The sequence below is a fragment of the Nostoc parmelioides FACHB-3921 genome (genome assembly GCF_014696625.1).
Lineage (GTDB): Bacteria > Cyanobacteriota > Cyanobacteriia > Cyanobacteriales > Nostocaceae > Trichormus > Trichormus parmelioides.
Genome location: NZ_JACJQL010000061.1, coordinates 1 through 22,060, shown reverse-complemented (window position 1 = coordinate 22,060; position 22,060 = coordinate 1). Strand labels below are relative to the sequence as shown.

General features: G+C 40.4%; 20 protein-coding genes. 3 read left to right on the top strand and 17 right to left on the bottom strand.

Annotation, left to right across the window (positions count from 1 at the left end; genetic code table 11):
* Nucleotides 1-41 precede the first annotated feature (41 nt).
* The 17 genes from H6G14_RS26075 to mobV form a co-directional block, all read right to left on the bottom strand.
* A complete protein-coding gene (locus tag H6G14_RS26075) occupies nucleotides 42-533 on the bottom strand; it encodes a relaxase/mobilization nuclease domain-containing protein (protein ID WP_190570989.1) in 492 nt (163 codons plus the stop codon).
* Between the two features lie 5 nt (nucleotides 534-538).
* Nucleotides 539-2,308: a type IV secretory system conjugative DNA transfer family protein gene (locus tag H6G14_RS26070; RefSeq protein ID WP_190570987.1), complete on the bottom strand. Its 1,770-nt coding sequence runs from the start codon at nucleotides 2,306-2,308 to the stop codon at nucleotides 539-541.
* Nucleotides 2,309-2,310: 2 nt separating this feature from the next.
* Nucleotides 2,311-3,507 (bottom strand): hypothetical protein, encoded by a 1,197-nt coding sequence (locus H6G14_RS26065; RefSeq protein ID WP_190570986.1) that lies wholly within the window; start codon nucleotides 3,505-3,507, stop codon nucleotides 2,311-2,313.
* A complete protein-coding gene (locus H6G14_RS26060) occupies nucleotides 3,504-4,265 on the bottom strand; it encodes a hypothetical protein (RefSeq protein WP_190570984.1) in 762 nt (253 codons plus the stop codon). Before H6G14_RS26060 ends, H6G14_RS26065 begins: the two co-directional genes overlap by 4 nt.
* Nucleotides 4,262-5,800, bottom strand: coding sequence for a TrbI/VirB10 family protein (locus H6G14_RS26055; protein WP_190570983.1), 1,539 nt, complete (start codon nucleotides 5,798-5,800; stop codon nucleotides 4,262-4,264). Before H6G14_RS26055 ends, H6G14_RS26060 begins: the two co-directional genes overlap by 4 nt.
* A complete protein-coding gene (locus H6G14_RS33720; protein WP_242053645.1) occupies nucleotides 5,800-6,090 on the bottom strand; it encodes a hypothetical protein in 291 nt (96 codons plus the stop codon). The genes H6G14_RS26055 and H6G14_RS33720 overlap by 1 nt, the downstream gene beginning before the upstream one ends.
* Nucleotides 6,044-6,547 (bottom strand): hypothetical protein, encoded by a 504-nt coding sequence (locus H6G14_RS33715; protein WP_242053635.1) that lies wholly within the window; start codon nucleotides 6,545-6,547, stop codon nucleotides 6,044-6,046. The genes H6G14_RS33720 and H6G14_RS33715 overlap by 47 nt, the downstream gene beginning before the upstream one ends.
* A complete protein-coding gene (locus H6G14_RS26045) occupies nucleotides 6,544-7,656 on the bottom strand; it encodes a hypothetical protein (protein WP_190570981.1) in 1,113 nt (370 codons plus the stop codon). Before H6G14_RS26045 ends, H6G14_RS33715 begins: the two co-directional genes overlap by 4 nt.
* A gap of 103 nt (nucleotides 7,657-7,759) precedes the next feature.
* Nucleotides 7,760-8,476, bottom strand: coding sequence for a hypothetical protein (locus tag H6G14_RS26040; RefSeq protein WP_190570979.1), 717 nt, complete (start codon nucleotides 8,474-8,476; stop codon nucleotides 7,760-7,762).
* Between the two features lie 3 nt (nucleotides 8,477-8,479).
* The gene (locus H6G14_RS26035; RefSeq protein WP_190570977.1) at nucleotides 8,480-11,299 is read right to left on the bottom strand and encodes a type IV secretion system DNA-binding domain-containing protein; all 2,820 of its coding nucleotides are present in this window, start codon (nucleotides 11,297-11,299) and stop codon (nucleotides 8,480-8,482) included.
* A gap of 21 nt (nucleotides 11,300-11,320) precedes the next feature.
* The gene (locus H6G14_RS26030) at nucleotides 11,321-11,620 is read right to left on the bottom strand and encodes a hypothetical protein (RefSeq protein WP_011316312.1); all 300 of its coding nucleotides are present in this window, start codon (nucleotides 11,618-11,620) and stop codon (nucleotides 11,321-11,323) included.
* Between the two features lie 85 nt (nucleotides 11,621-11,705).
* Nucleotides 11,706-12,311, bottom strand: a complete 606-nt coding sequence (locus tag H6G14_RS26025; RefSeq protein ID WP_190570975.1) for a hypothetical protein — start codon at nucleotides 12,309-12,311, stop codon at nucleotides 11,706-11,708.
* A 317-nt stretch (nucleotides 12,312-12,628) separates the two neighbouring features.
* A complete protein-coding gene (locus tag H6G14_RS26020; RefSeq protein ID WP_190570973.1) occupies nucleotides 12,629-13,588 on the bottom strand; it encodes a tyrosine-type recombinase/integrase in 960 nt (319 codons plus the stop codon).
* A gap of 430 nt (nucleotides 13,589-14,018) precedes the next feature.
* On the bottom strand, nucleotides 14,019-14,561 hold the full coding sequence (locus tag H6G14_RS26015) for a restriction endonuclease (RefSeq protein ID WP_338421218.1): 543 nt from the start codon (nucleotides 14,559-14,561) through the stop codon (nucleotides 14,019-14,021).
* Between the two features lie 44 nt (nucleotides 14,562-14,605).
* Nucleotides 14,606-15,166 (bottom strand): DUF192 domain-containing protein, encoded by a 561-nt coding sequence (locus tag H6G14_RS26010; protein WP_190570969.1) that lies wholly within the window; start codon nucleotides 15,164-15,166, stop codon nucleotides 14,606-14,608.
* Nucleotides 15,167-15,168: 2 nt separating this feature from the next.
* On the bottom strand, nucleotides 15,169-16,788 hold the full coding sequence (locus H6G14_RS26005; protein WP_190571009.1) for an ATP-binding protein: 1,620 nt from the start codon (nucleotides 16,786-16,788) through the stop codon (nucleotides 15,169-15,171).
* A 108-nt stretch (nucleotides 16,789-16,896) separates the two neighbouring features.
* Entirely contained in the window at nucleotides 16,897-18,603 is a 1,707-nt protein-coding gene (gene mobV, locus H6G14_RS26000; protein WP_190570967.1) for a MobV family relaxase, read from the bottom strand.
* A gap of 1,012 nt (nucleotides 18,604-19,615) precedes the next feature.
* Here mobV and H6G14_RS25995 point away from each other — a divergent pair.
* The 3 genes from H6G14_RS25995 (at nucleotide 19,616) to H6G14_RS25985 (ending at nucleotide 21,971) form a co-directional block, all read left to right on the top strand.
* Nucleotides 19,616-20,158 (top strand): hypothetical protein, encoded by a 543-nt coding sequence (locus H6G14_RS25995; RefSeq protein WP_190570965.1) that lies wholly within the window; start codon nucleotides 19,616-19,618, stop codon nucleotides 20,156-20,158.
* Nucleotides 20,151-21,386, top strand: coding sequence for a ParM/StbA family protein (locus tag H6G14_RS25990; protein WP_190570963.1), 1,236 nt, complete (start codon nucleotides 20,151-20,153; stop codon nucleotides 21,384-21,386). The genes H6G14_RS25995 and H6G14_RS25990 overlap by 8 nt, the downstream gene beginning before the upstream one ends.
* A 252-nt stretch (nucleotides 21,387-21,638) precedes the next feature.
* Nucleotides 21,639-21,971, top strand: coding sequence for an FHA domain-containing protein (locus H6G14_RS25985; RefSeq protein WP_206757611.1), 333 nt, complete (start codon nucleotides 21,639-21,641; stop codon nucleotides 21,969-21,971).
* The last annotated feature ends 89 nt before the right edge of the window (nucleotides 21,972-22,060 follow it).

Here is a 22,060-nt window from a genome sequence, read left to right as displayed (position 1 = left end):
ACTGGTAACTGGTAACTGATAACTGATAACTGATAACTGATTTAAGGACAACAGTTACAAAATGGTCTTTGCAAATATTTGTTATGAACAGGGTTATCGATGATGAGAGAACAAGATTGGCGCAGGATCTCATATTGCTGCCAGTTAGCCCCGACGCATTTAATGTCGATGAGTTTGCCTTCTGGTGTAACACGATTAAAAATAATATGTATATTGATATTGCTGTTTTGAATATCTAAAAAGCAAATATATTGTAAATCATGCCAACCAATACCATAAATATATTGACTAACAATTTTCCAGCAAGATTCTTGATTCAGGTGAATATAAACATTTTTTAGACGGATGAGAGTATAGATGCCCAAATTTTTAATTTTTGGTCTCGCTTCAGATAAAGTATGAAACTCCTGAATAATTTCCAAGGGAGGCAGGTTGATATCAATAAAGCTCCCATTTGCTAAAACATGGTTTTGGGATAATGTATCAATCAAATTAAAATTATCAATTTTCAATTCTTCAATAGTCATTTTCATAATTATTACAACCCACTATCAGGATGAACTGTGTTGACCATGCCATGAACATCTTTTGCTGTTAGAGCAGGATTAGGCGAAATAGCTTGAGGGTTTTCGGGAATGGGGAAGCGAGATTCAACAAGATTCACACGTAAAGCTAAATCTTGCTGAGAAGGAAATTTCTGCGTACTCTTCCTAGCTGCTAAACTAACGATTCTCGCCCATTTAAGTTGATTATATTTATCAATATTTTTGAGAGGCTGAGAAATTTTAATAGTCTTTAGCAGTGGCACAGAACCCTCATGTTTATTAGCGTATGCCGGATTAATGAAAACACATTTACCAGCAATAAGTTTGAGAAATTGAGCCGATTCAAAAAGCCTTCTGGTTTTTTCTTGGTCACTAATAGAGGTGCTATTATTTTTAGAGCCAGAGGAACGGCTTTTTTGCTTATACTTAATTTCTTCATCACCCAAAAAGCTAGAGAATAATTGCGCTGATTCATTTTCACCAGGATTAAAAATGAATTTAGAACTGCAAGCGCCAAGGATAGCCTTAGCTATTTCTTTACCGTAATTCTTCTCTAACTGTCCCATATTCTGAAAGCCGATAATGCCGCAAAACCCCTCAGAACGGGATTCGTTGAGCCATCGATACAGGTCAGGTAAGTAAATCGAGGGTAATTCATCTAGTGCAACTATCAGTGGATCTTTTCGCTTAGAAGCGATATTACGGGCGATAGTCATGTGTAAGATTGAAGTCATGAGAGGCCCCACAGCATCCCGGCGTTCTCTGTCCAGACCAAAGATAATCATCTGCTTACCCTTGATTTCCAAAGGTAGAGTCGTTTTGCCGATGAAACAGCCAAGAGTATTTTTCGCCATGAAGCGGGTAAACATGATGCTTGCTGTGGAAACAATCCCGGCAACAGTTTTTTCAGATGCAGCAGAACTGAACAGTTGACCAAAGGCAATTTTCACCCAAGGATTAAGTGATGCAGCCATGAGGCGCTTGACCATGTGTTCACTAGAGAGTATCGCCGCACAGGTCATGACATCGGCGAATTGACCGAACTCTTTAGCTAACATCAAAATTGCTTGAGTCAACTGATCTCCTGAAGGCCCAAAGAACCCATCCTCAGTTGAATTGCCCAAAAGCCGAAAATTCTTATTGATGACAGTGGAAATTTGTCGGGCAGTTTCAGCATCACTACTGTCACGCAGAAAGTCTAGTGGATTGCAGACTTCAGATTCAGGGAATCCAGGGGCGAAGATATGCACATCATAGCCCTTGTACTTGGCATAGGCAGCAACTCTCGCTTGCGATGCGTACTTAAAATCATAAACTATACATGGAAACCCCTGATCAATAGCCGAGTAAATCATCGGGTTGATGGCAGAGAATGTTTTACCACTACCTGGAGCGCCGATGACAGCCGTACCCCGTTGCACATCAGGGATATAGAAAGTAGTGCCATCGCCTTTATCCTGATGCTTACCAATGTAAAGTGCCGCACTATCACATTGAGGATTGGCGATTTGTTTCTTCGCCTTTTTCTTAGCCGCCGTCGTTTCCTTAGCCCCACCCCAATAAGAAGTAGCAATCTTCTTCTTGTTAGAGTCGCCAAAAAATACCCTCATGAGAATATAAGCGCCGAGCAAGGATAGAACTGTTAAACCATTGGGGGTAAATAAGTGGTGAGTGTACTTGCCAATTGCATTATCAGGATTTTGCAATTGCTCGAAACGAAATTGCTGATTTTTAGCACTATTTGTTTTAAAAGACTGGCTCATATTTAAGGTAGAGAATTTGGTTTACCGAGAACGATAGGGTCTTTCTCCCGGTACTCAATAAAAGGCACAGGGCCAATAAAGTAAGGACTGCAAGTGCGACCAATGAAGGGAATGGTTTTGCAAATACGGAAGAACATAGCAGTTTCTACTTCTCCACTGCCTTCATAAATATTCCAAACAACTTGCTTAAAACTGGAGCCAAAAGGGTTTCGACCAGTAGGCTCTTTGCCACCATTGAGAGCTTTTAAAAGTCCAAATCCACCATTAACTTTTTGATACTTCCCAGATATCCACTGTGTACCAGTAGTCTTGCCTAGCCCCGACATCTCCATGTGAGCGCAATTATTCTGTAAACAGGGAACATTAAAACCTTCTTGATAACTACCAGAGATAGAGCGAGTACGGTTAGCTTCGATATCTCGCAATGGCAGATCCACTTTTGCAACAAATGACAAGTCAAGCGATCGCAGTCCAGGTAAATTATCCCAGGTAAGAGTGGATAATCCAGGCACACCGATAATTTTCGAGTCCTGCCAATTAGCAAATCGATTAATTGATGCGTTCTGAATATTAGGTATAGATGTGAGTGCGTAATTTCTTAAGTTAATACCTCGCCCAAGTTGAACATTACGCAATCTGGAATTGCGACTAGCATTAGCAATTGTGCCGCTATTAATGCCAAATCTCCGAGCAAAATCTCTGATAGGAACAACCGTACTAACATTTCTATTACCCAAAGCAGGAACGGCTGTGACCAAATTTGATAAAGTTTGCCACTTGGTTAATTCAAAATCACTTAATTTTAACCTATTCAAGTTTAAACCTTGTACTTGAGCTATCGTTGAAAGATTTAAACTCTCTATGTCTAATTCAGGAGTTTCAAAATCGCCAATCTCCATAAATTCTGCAATACTTTGTCCTGCTCTCCAAGTTCTAGTTTCTGTACCTCTAGTGCCAGGGTAAGTGACACTACCATCTTCAGAAATAATCATGTCGCTGAATTTAAGACGTGACCAATCAGGGGTAAACCCATTGGGGGAATCAATAAAAGGAACTTGTGCAGAAGCCTTGGGTATGATTAACCCAATGATTTGATTGAGTAGCCCGTACTTAATAAAGCTATGAATAAATAAAGTACCAAGTAAACCAAAAAGGATTAAATAACGTGAGTCTAGGTTATTGTTAAATTTTGATTTCATAAAGTATTACCTTGTGTTAAATGAAGAGAACTATTACTCAAAGTCATTAATTTATTGACTAACTCTTGAGAAACAGAAGCCGCCTTTGCAGCAGTAGAAATATCATCACCTTGTTGTAAATAACCAATGAACTTTTGCAAGCGCTGGTGTAGTTCGTCTTGGTAATTCATCTGCCGATTTTTAATAGCGATCGCCATCCCTCGCCTGATTTGGTTGATAATTTTTTGCGTTTCGATTAGTGAAGACAATTGAGGTTTTTGTGCCACAGTCGGAGCAGCACTCGTAATCACTACCTGGCTATATTTAGGAGTGCCATTACTGGTTGCCAATCTGAAACTGTAAGTCTTGCGCTCACCAGAGGATGATTGTGTAACTACTGTTAATAAAGTTGCTGATGTTTGCGGAAGCCCTGGAATATTCACCCTTTTGATCCGTCGCAGATGAATTAGTCCAGCGCCGGGATTAGGACAATTGAGATCCAGTCCTTCTAAGCAACCATCTGTGTCAATGAGGATTTGTGAGGGGTCATCAAGCCATACCTTCTTGATGATTTCGCCAATTTCATAAAATGAAATCGCTACCCCGTGACCATTCCAAACATTGATAGTTTGCAGTTTGGCAGTAATTCCACTAGCTTGCGATTGCCTGATGGTACGCACGACTGGGGCGGCAATGGTGGATAATGGACTCGCCGCGATGGCTGAAATGATCGCTAATGCTAGAGTGCCGCTTGTAACTGTGTTAATGATGCTTTTCATGGCAACTCTAAAGAGCGATTAACTGTAATGGTGACTTTGGTTCCCTGTGGTATAAACCAAGCGTTGGGGCGAGAATTAATTTCTTGGGTAGCTTTTTGATTACGTTGACTGACGTTTTGACTAACCTGCCCAAAAAACCCTTCGAGCAATGCACCAGTAATATTGCGACGATTGCCACTGCTGCGCCGTCGAATCCTGCCCGTAAATTCATCCTCAATTTCTTCTTCATTATCCGGTTGATTAATCACCTCTCCGACTTTTCCCAATGCAGATACAGCACCACCGAACAAGTCATTACGGGCAATCTCGCCACCCCTGTCTTGAAGTTTATTGGCTATTAAAGGTCTGCCACCTTCTCCAGTCACAGATATCGCACCAGTCGAGATAGGGTACTCGGTATTATCTTTGATAATCGCCCGAACATGAGCGATCGCTAAACTTCCCTCATTAACCGAAACTAGTTGTACCGCCAATAAAGTTCCCGCCTGTATTGCCACCTGCCCATAGTTATCGCGTAAATCCTCTTGCAGTCTAACGACCGACCTAGTATCAGGGGTTGGTGTTTGTTGCTGGACTGAGCTATTAACTGTGGCTTGGACTAAGGGTGTAACAAGAACACCACTAGCAAAAGTACCAACGGTGAGGTAGCGAGTTTGTTTACCTTCAAGTATTTGCCGTTCCTGGTCTAAATATTTATCCGACTTAGCTTGAGGTTGGGCTTGCCACCGGGGGCGGATCTTTTCAATAGACTCGGTTGAAGGGGGCGGTGTGGTTTCAAGGACAGGATCGTTGCTGACATTATTAAAATCAGTTTGCTCCTGTAATTGATTAGGTAAATTTTGTGCTGGGTCTAATGAAGAATGGTCGTTAATATTAGATTCGGCATAGGCGATTTTGCCGTAAGAGCCGATGCTACGAAGTTTGTTGAGTTGCTCAATGGGATCTATGGGCGTTACTGTCCGCGCAGATGCAGAGATAGAAGGTCTAGGAGAAAAATTCGTGCGAGTTGGTGGTGTATAGGTTCTAATCGGCTGTGGTGCAGTTCGAGGTACAGGGCGTGGTTGTGAGGTTTGAACAGGACGAGGTGCAGGACGTGGCGACGGCGGCGTGGATGGTACAACCTTTTCGGTTTTGGACACTTGTACTGGTTGTTTATTTTTGTCGTTGACCCTGCCTAACTCGTTGGCTTGTTCAGACAGAGCGAGTTTTGCACGGGCATCACCATCGCTTTCTTCAGTTTGTTGGGCTTGTTCAGTAGTAGTTGTTGTTTCTGACTCTTTTTCGGCAATTTTTGGCGCTGGTGCGGGATTAAAAATACCATTGAGCATCAAAAATATAGCTAAAGTTCCCACCCCAAAAGGGAGAGTAATTATTGCCAGTCTTGACCAAGGAGAAGTAACGAATGTGTGCTTAGTCGGTACTAATAAATTTTCTGGTTCTGGTTGTTTATTACCATTACTTTTATGAGCATCATCGATATGAAGCAAATCCTCTAGGGTCGCTCCCGAACCATTTTTATTATTTTCGAGACTCATTATTTTCTTTTCCCTAAATCTAAATCGACAATTTCTGTAATTTCTAATCCGGCTTTCCTTGCCAAATAAATTTTCTTAGACAGTTCACTAGTATTAGCTGGGATATATTCTGGATTAGAAATTGATGAAACTGTGATGGTTTTATTAAAAGCAATTCCTCGACCTGAATTATCATCACGGTCAAAAGTTACTAACGTCCCAATAAAATCTATTTCCCACTTGCCTTCTCTAATTTTGCGTGGTTCAGAGATAAATTTTTGCAGCCACTCGGCTATTAGATTTATTATCAATTCTGCCTACTTCTATGCCAGTATCTTGCTTTGTAATGGGTTCGCCCTTCTCGTTGAAGGTTTGTATTAAACCATCCCAATTAAACATCTTGATGAATGTGTCGGAGACAAACTTTTTGATGACTTCATCAGACCTTTCTTTAGGGTCTACCGCCCTAGCAGCAATCGTATCACCTGATGATAATTGTACCAATGCCAATTGCTTTCTATTTAATACAGAAATTGCGCCGTAATTGAGGAACTGCAACAAAAGAGATAACGCCGCCATTGAGAAACCAGCTAAAGAAATTATGCCTACTCTAGTTGTGACGTATTTGTTATAACTAAGCAGTTGCAATGGCTCTTTCTTGCCAGGAGAAGCTTTTTTAAGATTCAGCATATAAGAAACAGGTTGTAGGGAGTAGGGGTATAACAATTCGCAATAGCCTTGCCGCAGGCTATTGCGAATTGGTATCACTTAGCTATTTTTCCGACTAAACTACCGCCTTTAGTCACAAGCCCTTTACTAACTTCAATAGCAATACTACTGTAAGTTTCAGCAGCTTTATTAATTTGAGTAAGAACAGCAATTCCACCACCCGCGGCCAGTCCAGCACTCAGAAATGGGGCAATTATGCCAATAGTAAATAGGAAAAACATCGGTTGATATGTTTTAGAATCAGCTACTAGTTGTCCAGCAAATCCTACGATGATATTGAAGCAGAGTTTACCAAAACCTACACTGAAATATCCTACTAGCCAACTGTAAATTGATTTAGAACCGTAGGGCAACAAAGAACCACCAACCGCTACAGGCCCAAGCATTGCTGTTACCAGCATGGTTAGCTCAATTCCCCATTGATAAGCTCCGTTCATTCCCACTAAAATTATCGTAATTATGTCTGTAATTGCAGAACCAACAAAGCCGTTAATAGGAGAGAATATTAAATCCAGTCCATTTGCTTTCTTATTTTTGACATTCTCATTGAAATCCTTATAAGCGTCAATCGTTGCATCAATTGCATCGGTAAACCAAGAAAATAAGCCATCTTTCTGAAATTTATCTGGATACTTTTGTGTCAAATCTTGTTTTGCTTTGTTGAGGCATTCTATCTGTTCTTGCTGCGAAAGAGAAGAGTTTTGACACCTGTTAATCGTTACACCAATAGCGCTACGTGCTGCTTCTGTTCCTAACGCTTTTTCATATGCGTCTCTCAGGTCTAGTCCAGCAGCAGTAGTCCCAAGAAGTAATGTGTTGACATTATTTATATAATTTCTAATTCCTAAAGTTGATTTTCCTAGAACATCTCCATTATTACTTAGTAGAACTACAACTATTAAAGGCCAAATAAAATCTGTATATGCCCGTTGCTCGTCCCCCGCCACCATTTTCTTTGTCCATTCAATCATGAAGAATGTTAACGTAGCTACAGCGAATAAAGCACCAATAGTACACATTCTTGTATAAACTTCACCGCTTATAGTTCGCTCCCACAATTCATTAAATCCTTGGGCAACAGCAATCGCATTATTGTTTGCTTCAGTCGCTAGTTGTCCGCCAGTTGTTTTTGCTAATAAATAGTACATACTCAAAACTTTCCTAAATGCCTGTTTTTGAAAATACAAAATTGCAGTAGATATAGTGCGCGAATGATAATAACAACTTTTTACATTCGCGCACCCATACCTCTTACTTAAAAGTAGGATCTAAACGTGCATTAAGTATGACTTCATGCACTAAAGATAACCTGCCATCTTCTTCGGAGTTCTCCTTTTTCCGTTGAGAATCAAGGTGTTCTGCTACTTGTGTCAGCATCAGGTTAGAGTAAGCACTGTCCTGTCGGGCAGATAAAGAATCAGTACGTTGCTGTGCCAGCATTGAGACAACTAAAGCATTCTGAGCAGCGATCGCTTTAAGTACATTTTGAGAAGCATCCATATTCTGAGCCTCATCAGCAATACTTTTCGCTTGCTGGGCGATTTGTGCAGTAGTATCAATTTTTTCTTGAGTTTGTTGTTGTCCGTCTTTGCTAACAACACTACTGACAGAAGCCAGAGTTAGTTGACGCTCTAGTTCTTGTGCATTCTCTTGAGCGACAGGATAAGAATAATCATCCTTAAGCGAATCCTTTAACTTATCAGCCGAAGCAATCGGATCAGGCGCACCCAATTGTCCGATAGAACTATCAATTGCGGCGATAGCATCTGTTTTAATCCCTGCCCAACTGATATTAATTTTCTCCTTAGCATCATTTTGGATTTTGGAAAGCTCAGTTTGGAAATCTGAGACAATGGAACTAAAAAAATCATTAATGCTGATGCCATAACTAGGTGCAGCAATAAATAAACTGCCAAAAGTAGCAGAAGCTATTGCACTAATAGTTAGTTTCTTCAAGATTGGTTTCATGACTTACGCTACCTGCTTTGAATGTAAATTTGAGAGCAAAGTTTTAGCTAATTGGGATAATTCTTCCCCTCTAATCATCTTGATATAATCCTCCGAAAACTTGACTAAACCAAGTAGAGGATTATCTTTGTATTCTTTGAGAAACAAACTGCGTAATTCCTGCTCATTGGGATTATTAGCAACGGAAGCTAATAAACAGTAAGCCGGATAGTATCTACAGAATGTGAGTTTGCCATTATCATCTAAGAGCCAATTAGAATAAATTCCCTCCTTTTTCGGATAAAAAGCTTCCGTGCTGTTGACCCTAATAATTTCGGTGGGATATTTAAAGCGAACAATAAACGGATCAACAGCCGATGATTGAATCCTGCCTACTAAGCGAGTAGTGATATTGCTAAATATCTTCTGTGCCGCTTTAGTTTGGTATATAGTCTCAGCTTCTTGAGCCGAAAGTATAACGCGAATACCAGATTTAGCACCGTTGGCACATAATCTCCCAATCAGGTCAGCGATCGCGTCAAATTGAAATAAAATTGGCGCTTCATCAAGGAAGAATATCGAAGCTTTTGATGAGAGTGCGCGACGTAAAGCCGCCGCATAAGCACTAAGCGCAAGTATCGCTGCATCAGCCTCACTTGATAAATTCCTCAGTGCAAAAACCAATAATTTGGCATTAGTTCTAAAGCTGGATGGGCGTGAGATTGATTGCCCAACCCTGGTATTTAACCAATAATTAATTCTCAGCCTAATCTGATTTAATGCTTCGCTAATCTCTTGGCTATTACTGGCAATAGAATCTAATTGTATAAAAGCTGGAGAACAAAAATTATAAAAGTCTTTGAGGGTGGGAGTTTCGCTCCATTCCTTACTCCCAAACCCCTGAAGTATTGCTAGTTTGTACCGCAATTTAATTTCGTCATCATTAAAAAACGTTTTTAATGTTAACGCAATGATTGATTCAATATTAGTGATCATTGAGGGGCTAACACCAATCATGCTTGTGCCGATCACAATTGTCATCAGCACTGATTTGAGAAATTCCTGAAAATCGTTCAATCGCTCATTTCTTAGTTCTGCATCTAAAGAGCGCAAATCAGGAAGCTCAAAAAGATTGTTTGACTCTTTGGAGATGTCAAAGTATGCTCCATCTTCACCCAGTAGATTGGTGTAGTCGGTGAAAGTAGAAGTACCGTCTGGTTTAGGATAGTCTAGTGCGACTACCGGAATATCTTGTGCTAGGGCTGGGGTTAATATCCCCGCGACTAACACAGATTTACCTGAACGAGTTGCACCAAACACAGCCAGATTCTTGTGGTTTTGGTATAAGTCCAGGTGTACAGGTGTGCCGCCTTCTTCTGCTATTAACTCAAATCCAGTGCGATCGCCTGTGGCAGTTCTAATCAATGGCATTAACCCCGGCGCTTCCGAACTAAAGTAAGGAAGTCGGCGGTTGAATGGCTTAGTTAACAGTGGCTCCCACACGAAGGGACAGCACTGCAACCATATCTTCCATGCACACTCAACTTCCCTATCAACTACCGCCGGACGTAGAAAATAACTAGCTAGATATCGGCAAGCCTCATCTAATTCTTTAGTCGTCTTGCGGTGAACGAGAAAAGCCACTGCACTATGTACAACAACACTACCTTTATATATCGTCTTCTGTGCCTCCACCGCTTCCTCAATATTCATGCCTGATTTAACATCAATATTTCCTTTCTCTGTAGATAAAGAAGTGCTAGTGATTGACTGTTTAGTAATGCGTTGTAGGTTGGTTTTTGAGATAGTTTGGTTTGCCTTTGTTAACTGACAAACAATTTCTGTATCATATATGCTATCCCTAGAAATTAACTCCCACAAATAGCGTAGTTGTGCTTGTTCGTCATACCAGCCCCCCGGTTTTTGACTGAAATTGAGCGCCCCAATATATTTATTTTGGATTTTTACCCATTTCCTGTCGAAAAATGGTACAGACTCCTCGTTCTCCAACATCTGATGCCTGATGTGGAAATCACTGGTTTGAGTTTCTACTAGTCCCTCTACAGAGTCGATTTTTAAAGGGTTAGGAATTGTTGGAGGAGTAGAGTGATTAAATTGCTGCCAAATAACTGACCACATTTCATCAGCACTGAGAACTCTAATTCCTAATTTCATCTTATTCCCCAAGATAGCTGACCACTGCAAAAATCCATCATTGAATGAATTTTGGAGAATATTCTCAATTCGCGTATTATTTATGGCATGAATTTCGCCTGTAAAGCTAAACCATCCCTTCTCTAATTTTCTAATAATAGATTCTATAAAATCACTCTTCCGTTCATCGTCAGCCACCACAGTATAAGTACACCATAGTCTCAGAAACTTGTTCTTTCTAATTCCACTTTGCGTTAGTTCTTTAGTTCTTAATCTTTCACTACGAATTAATAGTTTTAACTGGTCAATAGAGCAATTGGATTCTAAGAGCGATAATTCTTGTTGTCTGCTGTAGTCTGAGGTAAACGAACCTAAATGTATTGTTAAGCTTTCACCTTCTGGGATTTCTTTTAGTCCCGCTTCTATCCCCTCAAAAATAGCTAACATTTGCTCTGTTGGTAAGTTCGGATGCACCCCCAAGCAATCAAAGCAGAATTTAATCTGAATACTCTCATCTTTTTTCAGAATTAATGCACCTATCCCTTGTCTCCCTCCTAAGCTTATGTCACATATCCCTGCCAAATGGATAATATCTTCAAAAGGAGTGAGCATTTTAACAACGTTAATCTGCTCATTTTCTAACTTACCTTTCCCTAGTTTATCTTTCAAATTTTTAGAAGACTTTGGCATAACTTTATTAATAACTGAAATTTAAGGTTCTTCAGAATTGCGAATTGGTTTGTGTCTCATATATCCCCGGCTAATTCGTGGAGTGCTAACAAATTTGCCGAAAAAATCTTTATTTGTAGATATCGTCCACCAAGAGGCCCATCCCCATGCGATCGCCAATCCAGTAGCTAACCAACTTGCTTTAAGTAAATAATTGAACAGGAAGACATTTCCTACTGCTATCAATGTCCAAGGAAATATTTGGTCGGCGGGAAATGGCCCTAATCTTGGTCTTTCTCCTAAAATTCTGTTAACCGTGCGAAAAGAGCGTTGTTGTGACATCTTGACTCAAAAAAGTTATGAAATAGAGACTTAATCCGGGCTGATGGGGAGAAAATATACATAAAAATCCTCCCCTTTTCTTGTACTAAGGTGTAGTTGTTCCTACAATCAATGTAGTAATTAAATCGCCACAAAAAACAGCCAAAACTATAATTAATGGAGTTCTTGCTAGCGACTGCCAATCTTCATCATTTCGGGCTGCTTGAATGATGCGAACTAAACTAATACCAACATATAAAAGGAATAACCCTCTTAATACATTGAAAAATAAATTAATAACTGTTTCTATTTGGTTTCCAGTACCTCCACCTCCTGCACGGCTAAAAGCGGTTTTCATCCAAGTTTGAGCGCCATTAAAAAACTGAGCATTAGCTGGAGCAGATGCAAAATCTAGCACACAAACCACTGCTAACAATGCAAACAAAACAGCATAGAGATTAACTCCATACTTTCTTTGTAGTTTGTCAAAATTAGTGAATAATGCTTGAGACTGTTTCGGCAAGGCAATGACGATAGCTGCCCCAATCATAAATCCACCCATCAATATATTGTGGACGGACATCTCTGCAATCATCAGCACACCCGTTACACCCATGAGTGAAAGTGTGCCTTTTTTACCTATCTCATTTTTAGGTGAATACGAAAGGGTTGCTGCTTGAGTAAAATCTGAATATCCGTAAGAAGTAGGCATCTGGTTTCGTTCTCCTGAACGATTTAATGAGGAATACGCACATTCTTTAATAAGTCAACCTCAAAATCGAGGTACTCTGGTACTGAAAAAAACAGAACTATGGTACTGCTATAATATTTATCACTAATTCTTTCTAAGTATACATAAAGTAAATCCTGTAACCGCAAGGGTTATATTTGCAAAAACTGCATTCAAATCATTTTGATAGTATAAATATTTTGTAAATGCTCTCAGTATATGTAAAAAGGGGGTATTGAATTTTTTGTGATTTTATGATATGGAACTGTAGTTTAAGAAAGGTAGTAGCAACTTAAAAATTAAAAGAAATTTTCATAGAGGAAGTTGAGACACTCAACAGCTTTGCGTTTTGCAGCTTCACCACGCAAGTCATACTTTTGAGTGGTAGCTAAATTCACATGACCTGCTAATTGGCTGACTGTCAGAACATCAATGCCTGATTCCAACAGCCTAGTGATAAATGTCCGACGAAAATCGTGAGGACTAAAAGGTTTAATTCCGGCGCTGGCAGCACGTTTTTGACAAATCGCCATTACTGCTTGATCTGTTAAATGTTGAATATGAATGTGTCCACCACGCTTGACTGGACAAATTAAAGCTCCTGAAGATTTTCCCCTGATTTTCAACCAATCATTCAAAATAGCAACAACTCCAGGAGGCAAGTATACTCTGCGCGATTTTCCTCCTTTACCCTGCCGCACCGTTAATGAATTATCTTCACAGTTAAAATCATCCATTTCTAAGGCTACTACCTCAGACCTTCGCAATCCACAACTACTTAAAATTCCTATAAGTGCTGCATCTCTTATGCCAATCACATTATCTTGGTGACAATTGCGTAACAGGGAAGTAATTTCTTCTGGCTTTATCAATCTTCCAGGCAATCCTGAATCACCACGCACACTTTTGAGGTTTATTGCATACTGGTAATCTTGTGCGCTTATGAACCCTAAGCGTAAACTTTCCTCTAGGACTCGCCGCATGGCACAAAGCATTCTATTAGTTGTTGCTGGAGAATACTGCTCAATGAATATAGCTCTGATTGCTGCTGTGTGCTGGTAGCGTAATTTTGACCAATCTAATGACATTGCATCGCATTGGTTGCTAGTTAGCAATCGTGCAATTACATTCAATGCCTTTTCCATTGTCCGCCGTGAAGTAGGACTCAAACTCGACAAATACACTGCTGCCGGATGAAGTGTCAACGGCAGTGGTGTGGACAGCACTAAATCAATTTGCCTTGTTTTGTCCTCTCCCATGATCTGTTACGCACTACCTGACAAAAACAGATAGCCCAGACCCCCATTCTCTCACCAATTGGATTAACATCGTGAGCGATTCACGCCGCTAAGTGGGCGTAATCCCATCGCCACGGGTGAACAGGAACCAGGAACATCCTGACTTCCCATACCTCATGTGCGTGTCATGAATCTACTAATTGACACACGCTCCACGTAAATCATATACAAGCGAAAAATAGTTTTGGTAAAGTGTCATTTTCATAAACTATTTTTTCAGATATTTTCCTAAACCCTTATAGAACTTTGGGTTTGGTAAAACATCAATTTTTTTACCTATTTTGGTAAAATTTCTACTAAAGTTAGGATTATACGCAGCAAGTTGTTTATTTACGTATCTGAATTGACATACATTTTACTGCTAGTTTTTAATATAGTCAGCCAGTGCCATCTATAAACATCTAAGAAAATCCACCAACCTTTGTCCACTCAGCAACTTGATTTCTGGATGCTGCTGCAAAACAGATTTAGCCTTAGCCAGAGTTGTGCCAGTGTGAATAAAAAACCCTCCACGGGCTTGGTGCTTTGCAATAACTTGAGCAAATTCCTTCAAGTGTTCGGCTTTAATAGAATCTTTATAACGTTTTGCTTGCACCAGATACATTTGACCATGCAGCCAAACATGACCATCTATCCCTCCATCCCCGGTGTAACGTTGGTTACGTTTTATTTTGTAACCCTGACGCTGAAAACTAGACAGAAGCAATTCTTCAAAAACAAGCGGATCTATCTTGCGGAGATATCCTAGTACAGCAGGTAGTGATTCGTGGTGTTCTGCAATGATTTTGTTGATTCTCTCTAGTACAGCTTCACCTTTTGTAATCCGTCTTTGATGCCTGATGTTTTTTGGCAGATATCGGCTTTTCTTGCTTCCGAGCAACAACAAGCAAACCAAAATCAGAGCTAGTATGAAAATTATGATTAGTTGATTCACTGACAGCACCACTGATATCAAATAGATAGCAATACTTTGACAATCTACTTACTTCTCAAAGAATCGCCGCTATCAAAACCGATATCATTTTTGGGCAAAGTTGATAACGGCTGGATTTTGAGCCTGTCGCCTACCTTGATATTGGCAGCGCCGGGGGCAAGCTCTAACACCCGATTAGCAACTCGCCCCTTGTAGATGGGGCAAGGGCTTTTTTGACAAGGTTTTGCGTTGTAAACAACAGTTGTCACCACATTATCTTTAAGAAAAATAATGTCCAGTGGAAAATTTACCTTGTACATCCAAAAAGGTACATTGTAAATTTCGCCCCCCAGATTAAATAACATTCCGCGATCGCTTGGAATAGAAGCTCGAAATTTCAGCCCCTTCTCTAATTGCTCTGGCGTAGAGGCGACTTCTAGCTTAAATGTCTGGTTGTTGTGGGAGAGGATGTGAGTTACGGGTAGATTTTGGGGACGAGTTTCGATGTAAATCATTGTCAAATTTCCCAAAATAATTAATCCCCCAGCAATTGGCCCTAGTCTTTTTATCAACTTGTAGGCAGCAACGTATAAATCCTTCTCGGAATTGATGATCTTAATTTGCATAATTATCCGAAAATATCGATATTGCCGAGACTATATATAGATGAATCGATTGGACTAGATGCTTGACCTTGCAACGCGGCTTTGTTCCTCATACTTTCAACCCGGTCAGCCTCACGGATGGCTAGAGGATTCATGTTCTGCCTTGCAGTTAACAATGCTGAGAGCGTAATTTCTAACGGTGGCAGTTCACCAACTGACAAAACATCTTCACTGAACATTTGACAGAAAGTAAAGACGGCGGCACGTTCGACAATTGCCCCAATTTCCGCACCGACACAGCGTTGTGTGGCTTTGAGCAACCTTTTCCATTCAGGTTCGGTGTACCCATCACCTCCATGACGGAACCGAGCATCAAATCGAGCTAAGTGAATTTTGAATATTTCGTGCCGTTCTCCATAATTGGGTAAATCGACTTTGAAAATCTCGTCAAAGCGCCCACTCCTGGTTAGTTCTGGCGGCAACCATTCAATATTGTTAGCCGAAGCGATAATTAAAACCTCACTAGTACGCTCTTGCATCCAGGTCAAAAGCATACCTGCTAGTCGCCTAGATAAATCATCATCCCCAGCAAATCCCTTATCAAAGTCATCTAAGTATAAAATTATACGGTTGATCCGGTCTATCAGTGCGAGTAAATTCTTGAGCTTATATTCAGCTAAATTACCGTAGCTGCGAAAATTCCCCCACTCCAAAATAATCAGAGGCAGTCCTAACTGTGCAGAACAAGCTTTAGCCGAGTAAGATTTTCCAGTCCCCGGTGGGCCGATAAGTAAAATCCCCTTGGGTAAGCGAAGATTATAAGCTTTCGCCAGTGTTGTTAACAGGCGCTTATAAGTTTTAAACGCTTGCTGCATCAGTTCTAAACCACCGATAGGAGTGCTAGGGGGTTGGAGAAATTGAATATTATAAATCCGCTTAAACAGTTCTATTTTGTAAGCCGAAAGCTTTTGTACTAACTCCAGGGGTTTAATTTCAGGAGCTAAAGCCTGTCGAATGCCATAGTCGATATCTGCTAAGTACATCCCTACGCTTGCGATCGCAGTTGCATGAATTTCGTCGGCGCTGTAATCAGGTAATACTTGGGGTAAGTGAGTGCTTATCTCCTCGATAGTTGGCAGTTGTTGAATGAGTGTCGGAATTTCCGGTGCAATATCAAAAGAAAGACTAGCGTTTGGGCCTAAAAGTATTGCTGTCTTTTGGGCATTGCAATTGTACAACTTCAGGTTAATGAGGGCTGACTTGATCCACTCGGCAGTTAAGAAAAAATCAGGGTCAGTGGTAGATTCTCCCAGCCAGGGAAATATACCCTCAAGTATGAGAATGCCTTGTAAATCAGCAGTTTGCCAGAATCGCAGAATTTCAAAGTAATTTTCGCGCCGAATCTTGGCGATCGCCTGATACTGGTCAACTGTTTGTAAAGTTAATCCGAACTCATTAGTCTCTAACTGGTGTAGCGCATCATCTTCCAGCGTCCACAGGTAACAGTTAATGTTGTTTTGCTGACACTCATTAGCCAGATTAGTCAGTAGCCAGATCCTCTCTTGTAATGGAGACTCGACAGCTATCAGCTTATTGTTAAGTTTGATTAGCGAGAATATTTGCTTTGTTAGCTCATTATTCATCAAGGTCGTGAGTAAATAGCATCCTGATAATATTGATAGCCGAAACTCTTTACCAGCTACTTTGGTACGGAAAAAAACAGTGCTAGAGTTGCTTGACTTTTTTTGCAACTATAGTTCTAATTCTTCATGCTTTTGTTGTGAAAGTCGTTGTTGTAATTGACGAGAGGAATTGACTAACTGCGTATTCCAATCAAGAGTTTCACACTTGAGTAACTTCGATTGTGGCAGTAGTTCTTTAACAGTCCGTGCCATATTTGGTTGAATAAAAGCTACTTGTACATTCGGAACATTACGTAATCGTTCAAAAGGTAAACTTGAGGTGTCGTCTACTGCCATGTAAAGTGTTCTGTTGTCTGGTATTCCTTTAACGTGATATTCCAGTACAAACAGTGAAATAGCATCAATGGGAGAAGAACACAGCACTGCTTTAGAGCTTTTATCAGTTGCCTTGCCACCTAAAGAAAAGTAAAACGAACAAGAGCGACGATGGGTTCCCGGCTCATAACCAGAGAATGTATTAGCTGTCCCTTGTAAAAATGCCCCTTTGGTATTTCCGTCGAGATCCCGCATCACAAACACGGCATTTGCTTTTGAGTCGGCATAAACTAGCCCCTGGTTGTGAAGCATTTGTACGCAATCAGAGGGGATTTCTCGTTTTTGGGTAAGGTAACGCTCAACGGATGACCAGTTAGCTTTATCCTCAACGGGTAGGGTAAATTGAGGTGCGCTTTGAGTTTGGATAATGTCACTCGTCATTCTTCTAGCAACAGAGATCGCTGCACGTTCTGCGCCAGTTTCCCCAAATCGCTCTCCCAACCATGCGATCGCTTGAACTTGGTCACATTTATTAACTTGCCTCACCAAGTCGAGCGCCCCATGACCAACTAATGCTGAACCATTGCCAAAGTCAGTAAATTTAGACCCATCTATATTAATGATGTGGTTTCTTCCTACCCATTCATTGCCTTTACGCCACAGTCCTAACTCCCAAGCAACATCATCTAAAGCTAAATCAGTTGACCATTCGCTCTTGAGTCGTAATTGCTGATTGTCTTGCTCTAATTGCTCAATTAGTCGCCGCAACTGTTCATTTTCAAGTGCTAGAGCTTTGGCTGTAGCTTCCATCTCCTGTTTACGTTGATTGGCTCTTTCCCTGTCAGCCGCTTTAGCCTTAAGATGCTCTACACTCAGTTGATCAACTTCTAAGTCGCGCCCCTCCTCCACAATGCGGTAAAAATCTTTGATGTCCTGGTGCTGGGCTTTACTGCCTTTGATCCCGCGCTCCAGCCCAATCAGGCGCATCGTGTCATAGTACGAATCCTGAAACGCATGAATTTTTTGCCGCCCATCGAAGAAATGATTACAGCGCAATTGTCCTTGATCATCAATCGGCACAAAGTAAGCGTGAATATGAGGTGTAGCTTCATCCAGGTGTAACTCGGCTCTGACAATGCGATCGCCATATTCATCCGCCAACCACTGGTGAGTCGCTTCTAACCAGTCATCTAACTTCTGCCCTTCATAGTAACCAGCATTAGTTGGGCAGTCTGGGCGGAAATAACTAGGCGAAGCACTCAAGAGTAACTCTACACAGTAAACTGCATCCGTGCGAATCTTCCGCCTCTGCTCATGCTCCTCTATCTTGGCTAAGACTAAATCTTCTAATCGTTCCTCCGGGTCAAGACTACCAATGAACCTAATATTTTTTTGAGTGGGATCTGCATTAGGAGTTTCACGTTCTCGTGCAGTGTGAGATGCACTCCCTGATATGTTGCCCCGCTTTAATTTTTTTAATCGGGCGATTGCGTATGCCATTTTTTCTTTACGCTAAAATTTGGAAATACGAGTTTTTGGGCTGGCTGAGGGAGAAACAAATATTACTCAAATTATTGCTGTTTTTCCCCGATTTTACGCCACTTTTAAAGCCTAATCGCTCAAATGCGAAAATGGGTAGATAAACGTAGTAAGTACGACTATTTTAAGCTATCCTACAGCGCTTCTGGAGCAGTTCTCCCACCATCTACAAGATTTCGCTAGTAATGCAGTCATTATAATCACAATTATATCCTAAGTACATGATACCTAATCTTTTAGGTTTTAGACCCGAAAAACACGTAATATCAAGGGTTTGGGGCTATTTTATTGTCAATAACTCTAAATTAATGAGAATTTATGGACTGCCTACATAATTTTTCCAGAATTACTCAAGGGTGTTCAAAGCTAATTCAAAATTTTTAGCAATTTTTGTAGTACAAAATCAACTAGGTTGTAGTACACATTCTCAATAAGACCCAAGTTATTGAGAATAAAAAAAGGGTAAAAAAGTGGCTGTAACTGATTAAGGATAAGACTTTCAAGGGGAAAAATGCCAAAATCGTGGACGGCCAAAAGGACAGAAAACGGCATTTTTTGAACTTTTGGCCGTCCAAAGAAAAGTCATGAAATCTAAATATTTACGATTCAGGCTTGTGTAAGGACGGCCAAGAGGACAGAAAACGGCATTTTTTGAACTTTTGGCCGTCCAAATTGATAGTATTTATTTTGACAAAAAATGTACTGAAAAGGAAAATAAACCCGACTTAAATAGTGTAGATTCAATATTTTGAAGGAATTGTGCTGTGAAGTCTAAAGAAAATGATTAAATGAACAAGTAGAAATAAAGTTTAAGCAATTTAAGATGGCTTCATAGATAAAGAAAAGTGAAATTGAAGTTCCTCAAGCAGAAAACTATTAAAACTAAATTTTAAGAAAAATAAAGTTCAGCAGGTTGAAAAATAAAGTGTCATAATTTCTAATATCTGCATTACCTCTGTGAGAACCATAAAATATGGCAGAGATAGAACAAATAAGAGTTTCGATTAAGCGCCCCAAAGATAGTTTAGATGGAAAAGTGATTGGCTACATAAGGTCAAATCCATTTGGTTTAGAGACAGATTATTCGCAAGTTATAACAGCAACATTAAAAAACCACTGGCTACCTCTTGCCTTGTTTTCTTCAGGGCTGAGGGGAGAAGAACTAAGACAGATTGGCATTTGGGCAATAGGTCAGTTAGAAGCACAAATTAGTGTAATTCGGAGAATTTGTGGAATAGTAACAGACCCGCTAGTGGTGACATCAAATATATCAACGCCAGCATCAGACATAGTGGCATCGGATAGTCTATCTGTCTTAGGAATTATTTCGGGAAATGGGCAAATAAGTTCTACTTCGGGAAATGAACAAATAAGTTCTACTGATGAAGACGATGAAGACGATGAAGACGATGAAGACGATGATGATGAATTTATTTCCCCGCAAAAAAATCAAGAGATGACCCAGATTAAGCGGATGTTTGGCTGGAACGACCAAAACGGGGTGTTAAATGAATAAAAGGAGTAGTAATTCCAAAGACTACACAAAAGTTGTAGTAACTATTGACTTAGGGACAAGTTCCCAGAAGGGGATAGCACAAATTTATCCAGATGGGGTTCCCCTAGTTTTAGCAATGGAACCAGAAATAGCGGATTTAGGGGTAGAGTCAATAGAATATTTGTCAAATCAACTGGTACAAGATACGACAGTGTGGATAGGGATTGGGGAAGAATACTATGTCCTGGGGGCATTAGCCAGAAGTATGTTTGCGGGGACATCAGCGATTAGGGATTTGAAGTATCAATATGCCTTACCCAAAGTAGCCGCTATGTTATGGTTGGCAATTCGGCGCTTGAGAGTGAAAAACCCAGATATAGAACTATATGTACATTTGTTGTTGCCAGTGGGAGAAGCGTCGGATGGGCAAACGCTCAGAGCCAAACTAGCACAGAACTTAAAAACAGGAATAATCACACCAACAGGAAGGTTAAAAGCGAAATTACGTAGCTTTGATGTCAGTCCAGAAGGGGCGGGGATCATGGCGTATCGTAGTCGCAACGTCAACATTAACTATTTCCAAAAGAGTATAGGAATGCTGATGTTAGGCTATCGCAATGCCAGTTTTATTCTGTCGCACAAGGGCAATGCAATCAAAGCTGAATCTACAGATTTAGGGATGAATTGGGTGGTGCAACAGTTTGTAGAAAGGACTGCTGTAGGTTTATCAAAAGATGACTTACGCCTAATAGGAGCTTTAGCCGAAACCACTGTTAACAATTTTGATGCACTAAGGTTTTTATCACGCAAAACCAAAACTGAAGAAATCAATGCTGACATGGAGTTGTTTTGTCGGATTTTACCAATAGTGAAGAAAGAGTATTGCCGTGCTTTATGGCGCTGGTTGAGGAATATTGCCCAAATGGATGAAATCTTAATTTGTGGTGGGACAGCATCGTTTATACGCCAAGAGCTAACCGAACATTTTGATGGTGAAGGTGTCCCTGTTTGTTGGAATGGAGGAATGGAACTACCTAAATATTTAGACACAATGGGATTAGGCAATAGGGTAGCCGATGTTTGGGCATCCCATATTAGCCATATTAAATTTTTGGATCATGAATTTAGCTATGACCGCCAAGACAAACCTTTAGTCCCTGATTACTATGTTCAACCATTCAACAGTTCTACGGTAGACATGGAGATTTGGCAAAGGAACGGTTATATAACTACTAGCCAAGAGATTTAGACTAGTTGGCATTTGTGCGACAACTATTGCTGATAATGCTGTCTGATGATCGACAGAATCTCTGACGATCATCGCCAAATCCTTGAAGTGTAAGGCTTGGGCTTTGAATGTTGCTCAGATCCCCAGAGCATAGTCGCGCAACTCGACTCCTCTCATCTCAATGTATTTTAATTGTGGTGGATGATTTACTCAGCTAATTGCTGTATTATCTGCCCAGTGAGACAAAAATTAGAAAATTTGCTCTCCCAGGTTATGGAGATTAGACATTTATATCTGCTCGTCCACCAAAATCATGTCACCAAATACTATGTTCAACGTGCCTGTTTTGCTAATAACAATTACTATGTAATTGGCAGCGAAAAATCATCTCACTTACTAATAAGGGATATAAGTGTTAGTCGCACTCATGCGATTATCATCAAGAAAGATGAGCAATACTACTTGGCAGATTTAGATAGTATTGAGGGAACAAGAATAGGAGGAACAAAGCTAGAACCAAGACAGGGTTATCTTTTGTCGGACGGTTGTTTAATCCAAATTGGTCAGGTCATCATTGAGGTAGAGATTCAGGGCAAACGCATCTAAATATAGTACAAGAATACTAAGCAAGGGATAAAGGCAGGCATATCTAACGGCAAGGTTCTGTCTAAGTAGGTGGTATAGAGGATAAGTAG

Bases quoted from the DNA above. Each gene is read 5' to 3' on its own strand.
- H6G14_RS26075 (WP_190570989.1), bottom strand. From the start codon at position 533: ATGAAAATGACTATTGAAGAATTGAAAATTGATAATTTTAATTTGATT.
- H6G14_RS26070 (WP_190570987.1), bottom strand. From the start codon at position 2,308: ATGAGCCAGTCTTTTAAAACAAATAGTGCTAAAAATCAGCAATTTCGT.
- H6G14_RS26065 (WP_190570986.1), bottom strand. From the start codon at position 3,507: ATGAAATCAAAATTTAACAATAACCTAGACTCACGTTATTTAATCCTT.
- H6G14_RS26060 (WP_190570984.1), bottom strand. From the start codon at position 4,265: ATGAAAAGCATCATTAACACAGTTACAAGCGGCACTCTAGCATTAGCG.
- H6G14_RS26055 (WP_190570983.1), bottom strand. From the start codon at position 5,800: ATGAGTCTCGAAAATAATAAAAATGGTTCGGGAGCGACCCTAGAGGAT.
- H6G14_RS26045 (WP_190570981.1), bottom strand. From the start codon at position 7,656: ATGTACTATTTATTAGCAAAAACAACTGGCGGACAACTAGCGACTGAA.
- H6G14_RS26040 (WP_190570979.1), bottom strand. From the start codon at position 8,476: ATGAAACCAATCTTGAAGAAACTAACTATTAGTGCAATAGCTTCTGCT.
- H6G14_RS26035 (WP_190570977.1), bottom strand. From the start codon at position 11,299: ATGCCAAAGTCTTCTAAAAATTTGAAAGATAAACTAGGGAAAGGTAAG.
- H6G14_RS26030 (WP_011316312.1), bottom strand. From the start codon at position 11,620: ATGTCACAACAACGCTCTTTTCGCACGGTTAACAGAATTTTAGGAGAA.
- H6G14_RS26025 (WP_190570975.1), bottom strand. From the start codon at position 12,311: ATGCCTACTTCTTACGGATATTCAGATTTTACTCAAGCAGCAACCCTT.
- H6G14_RS26020 (WP_190570973.1), bottom strand. From the start codon at position 13,588: ATGGGAGAGGACAAAACAAGGCAAATTGATTTAGTGCTGTCCACACCA.
- H6G14_RS26010 (WP_190570969.1), bottom strand. From the start codon at position 15,166: ATGCAAATTAAGATCATCAATTCCGAGAAGGATTTATACGTTGCTGCC.
- H6G14_RS26005 (WP_190571009.1), bottom strand. From the start codon at position 16,788: ATGAATAATGAGCTAACAAAGCAAATATTCTCGCTAATCAAACTTAAC.
- mobV (WP_190570967.1), bottom strand. From the start codon at position 18,603: ATGGCATACGCAATCGCCCGATTAAAAAAATTAAAGCGGGGCAACATA.
- H6G14_RS25995 (WP_190570965.1), top strand. From the start codon at position 19,616: ATGGCAGAGATAGAACAAATAAGAGTTTCGATTAAGCGCCCCAAAGAT.
- H6G14_RS25990 (WP_190570963.1), top strand. From the start codon at position 20,151: ATGAATAAAAGGAGTAGTAATTCCAAAGACTACACAAAAGTTGTAGTA.
- H6G14_RS25985 (WP_206757611.1), top strand. From the start codon at position 21,639: ATGGAGATTAGACATTTATATCTGCTCGTCCACCAAAATCATGTCACC.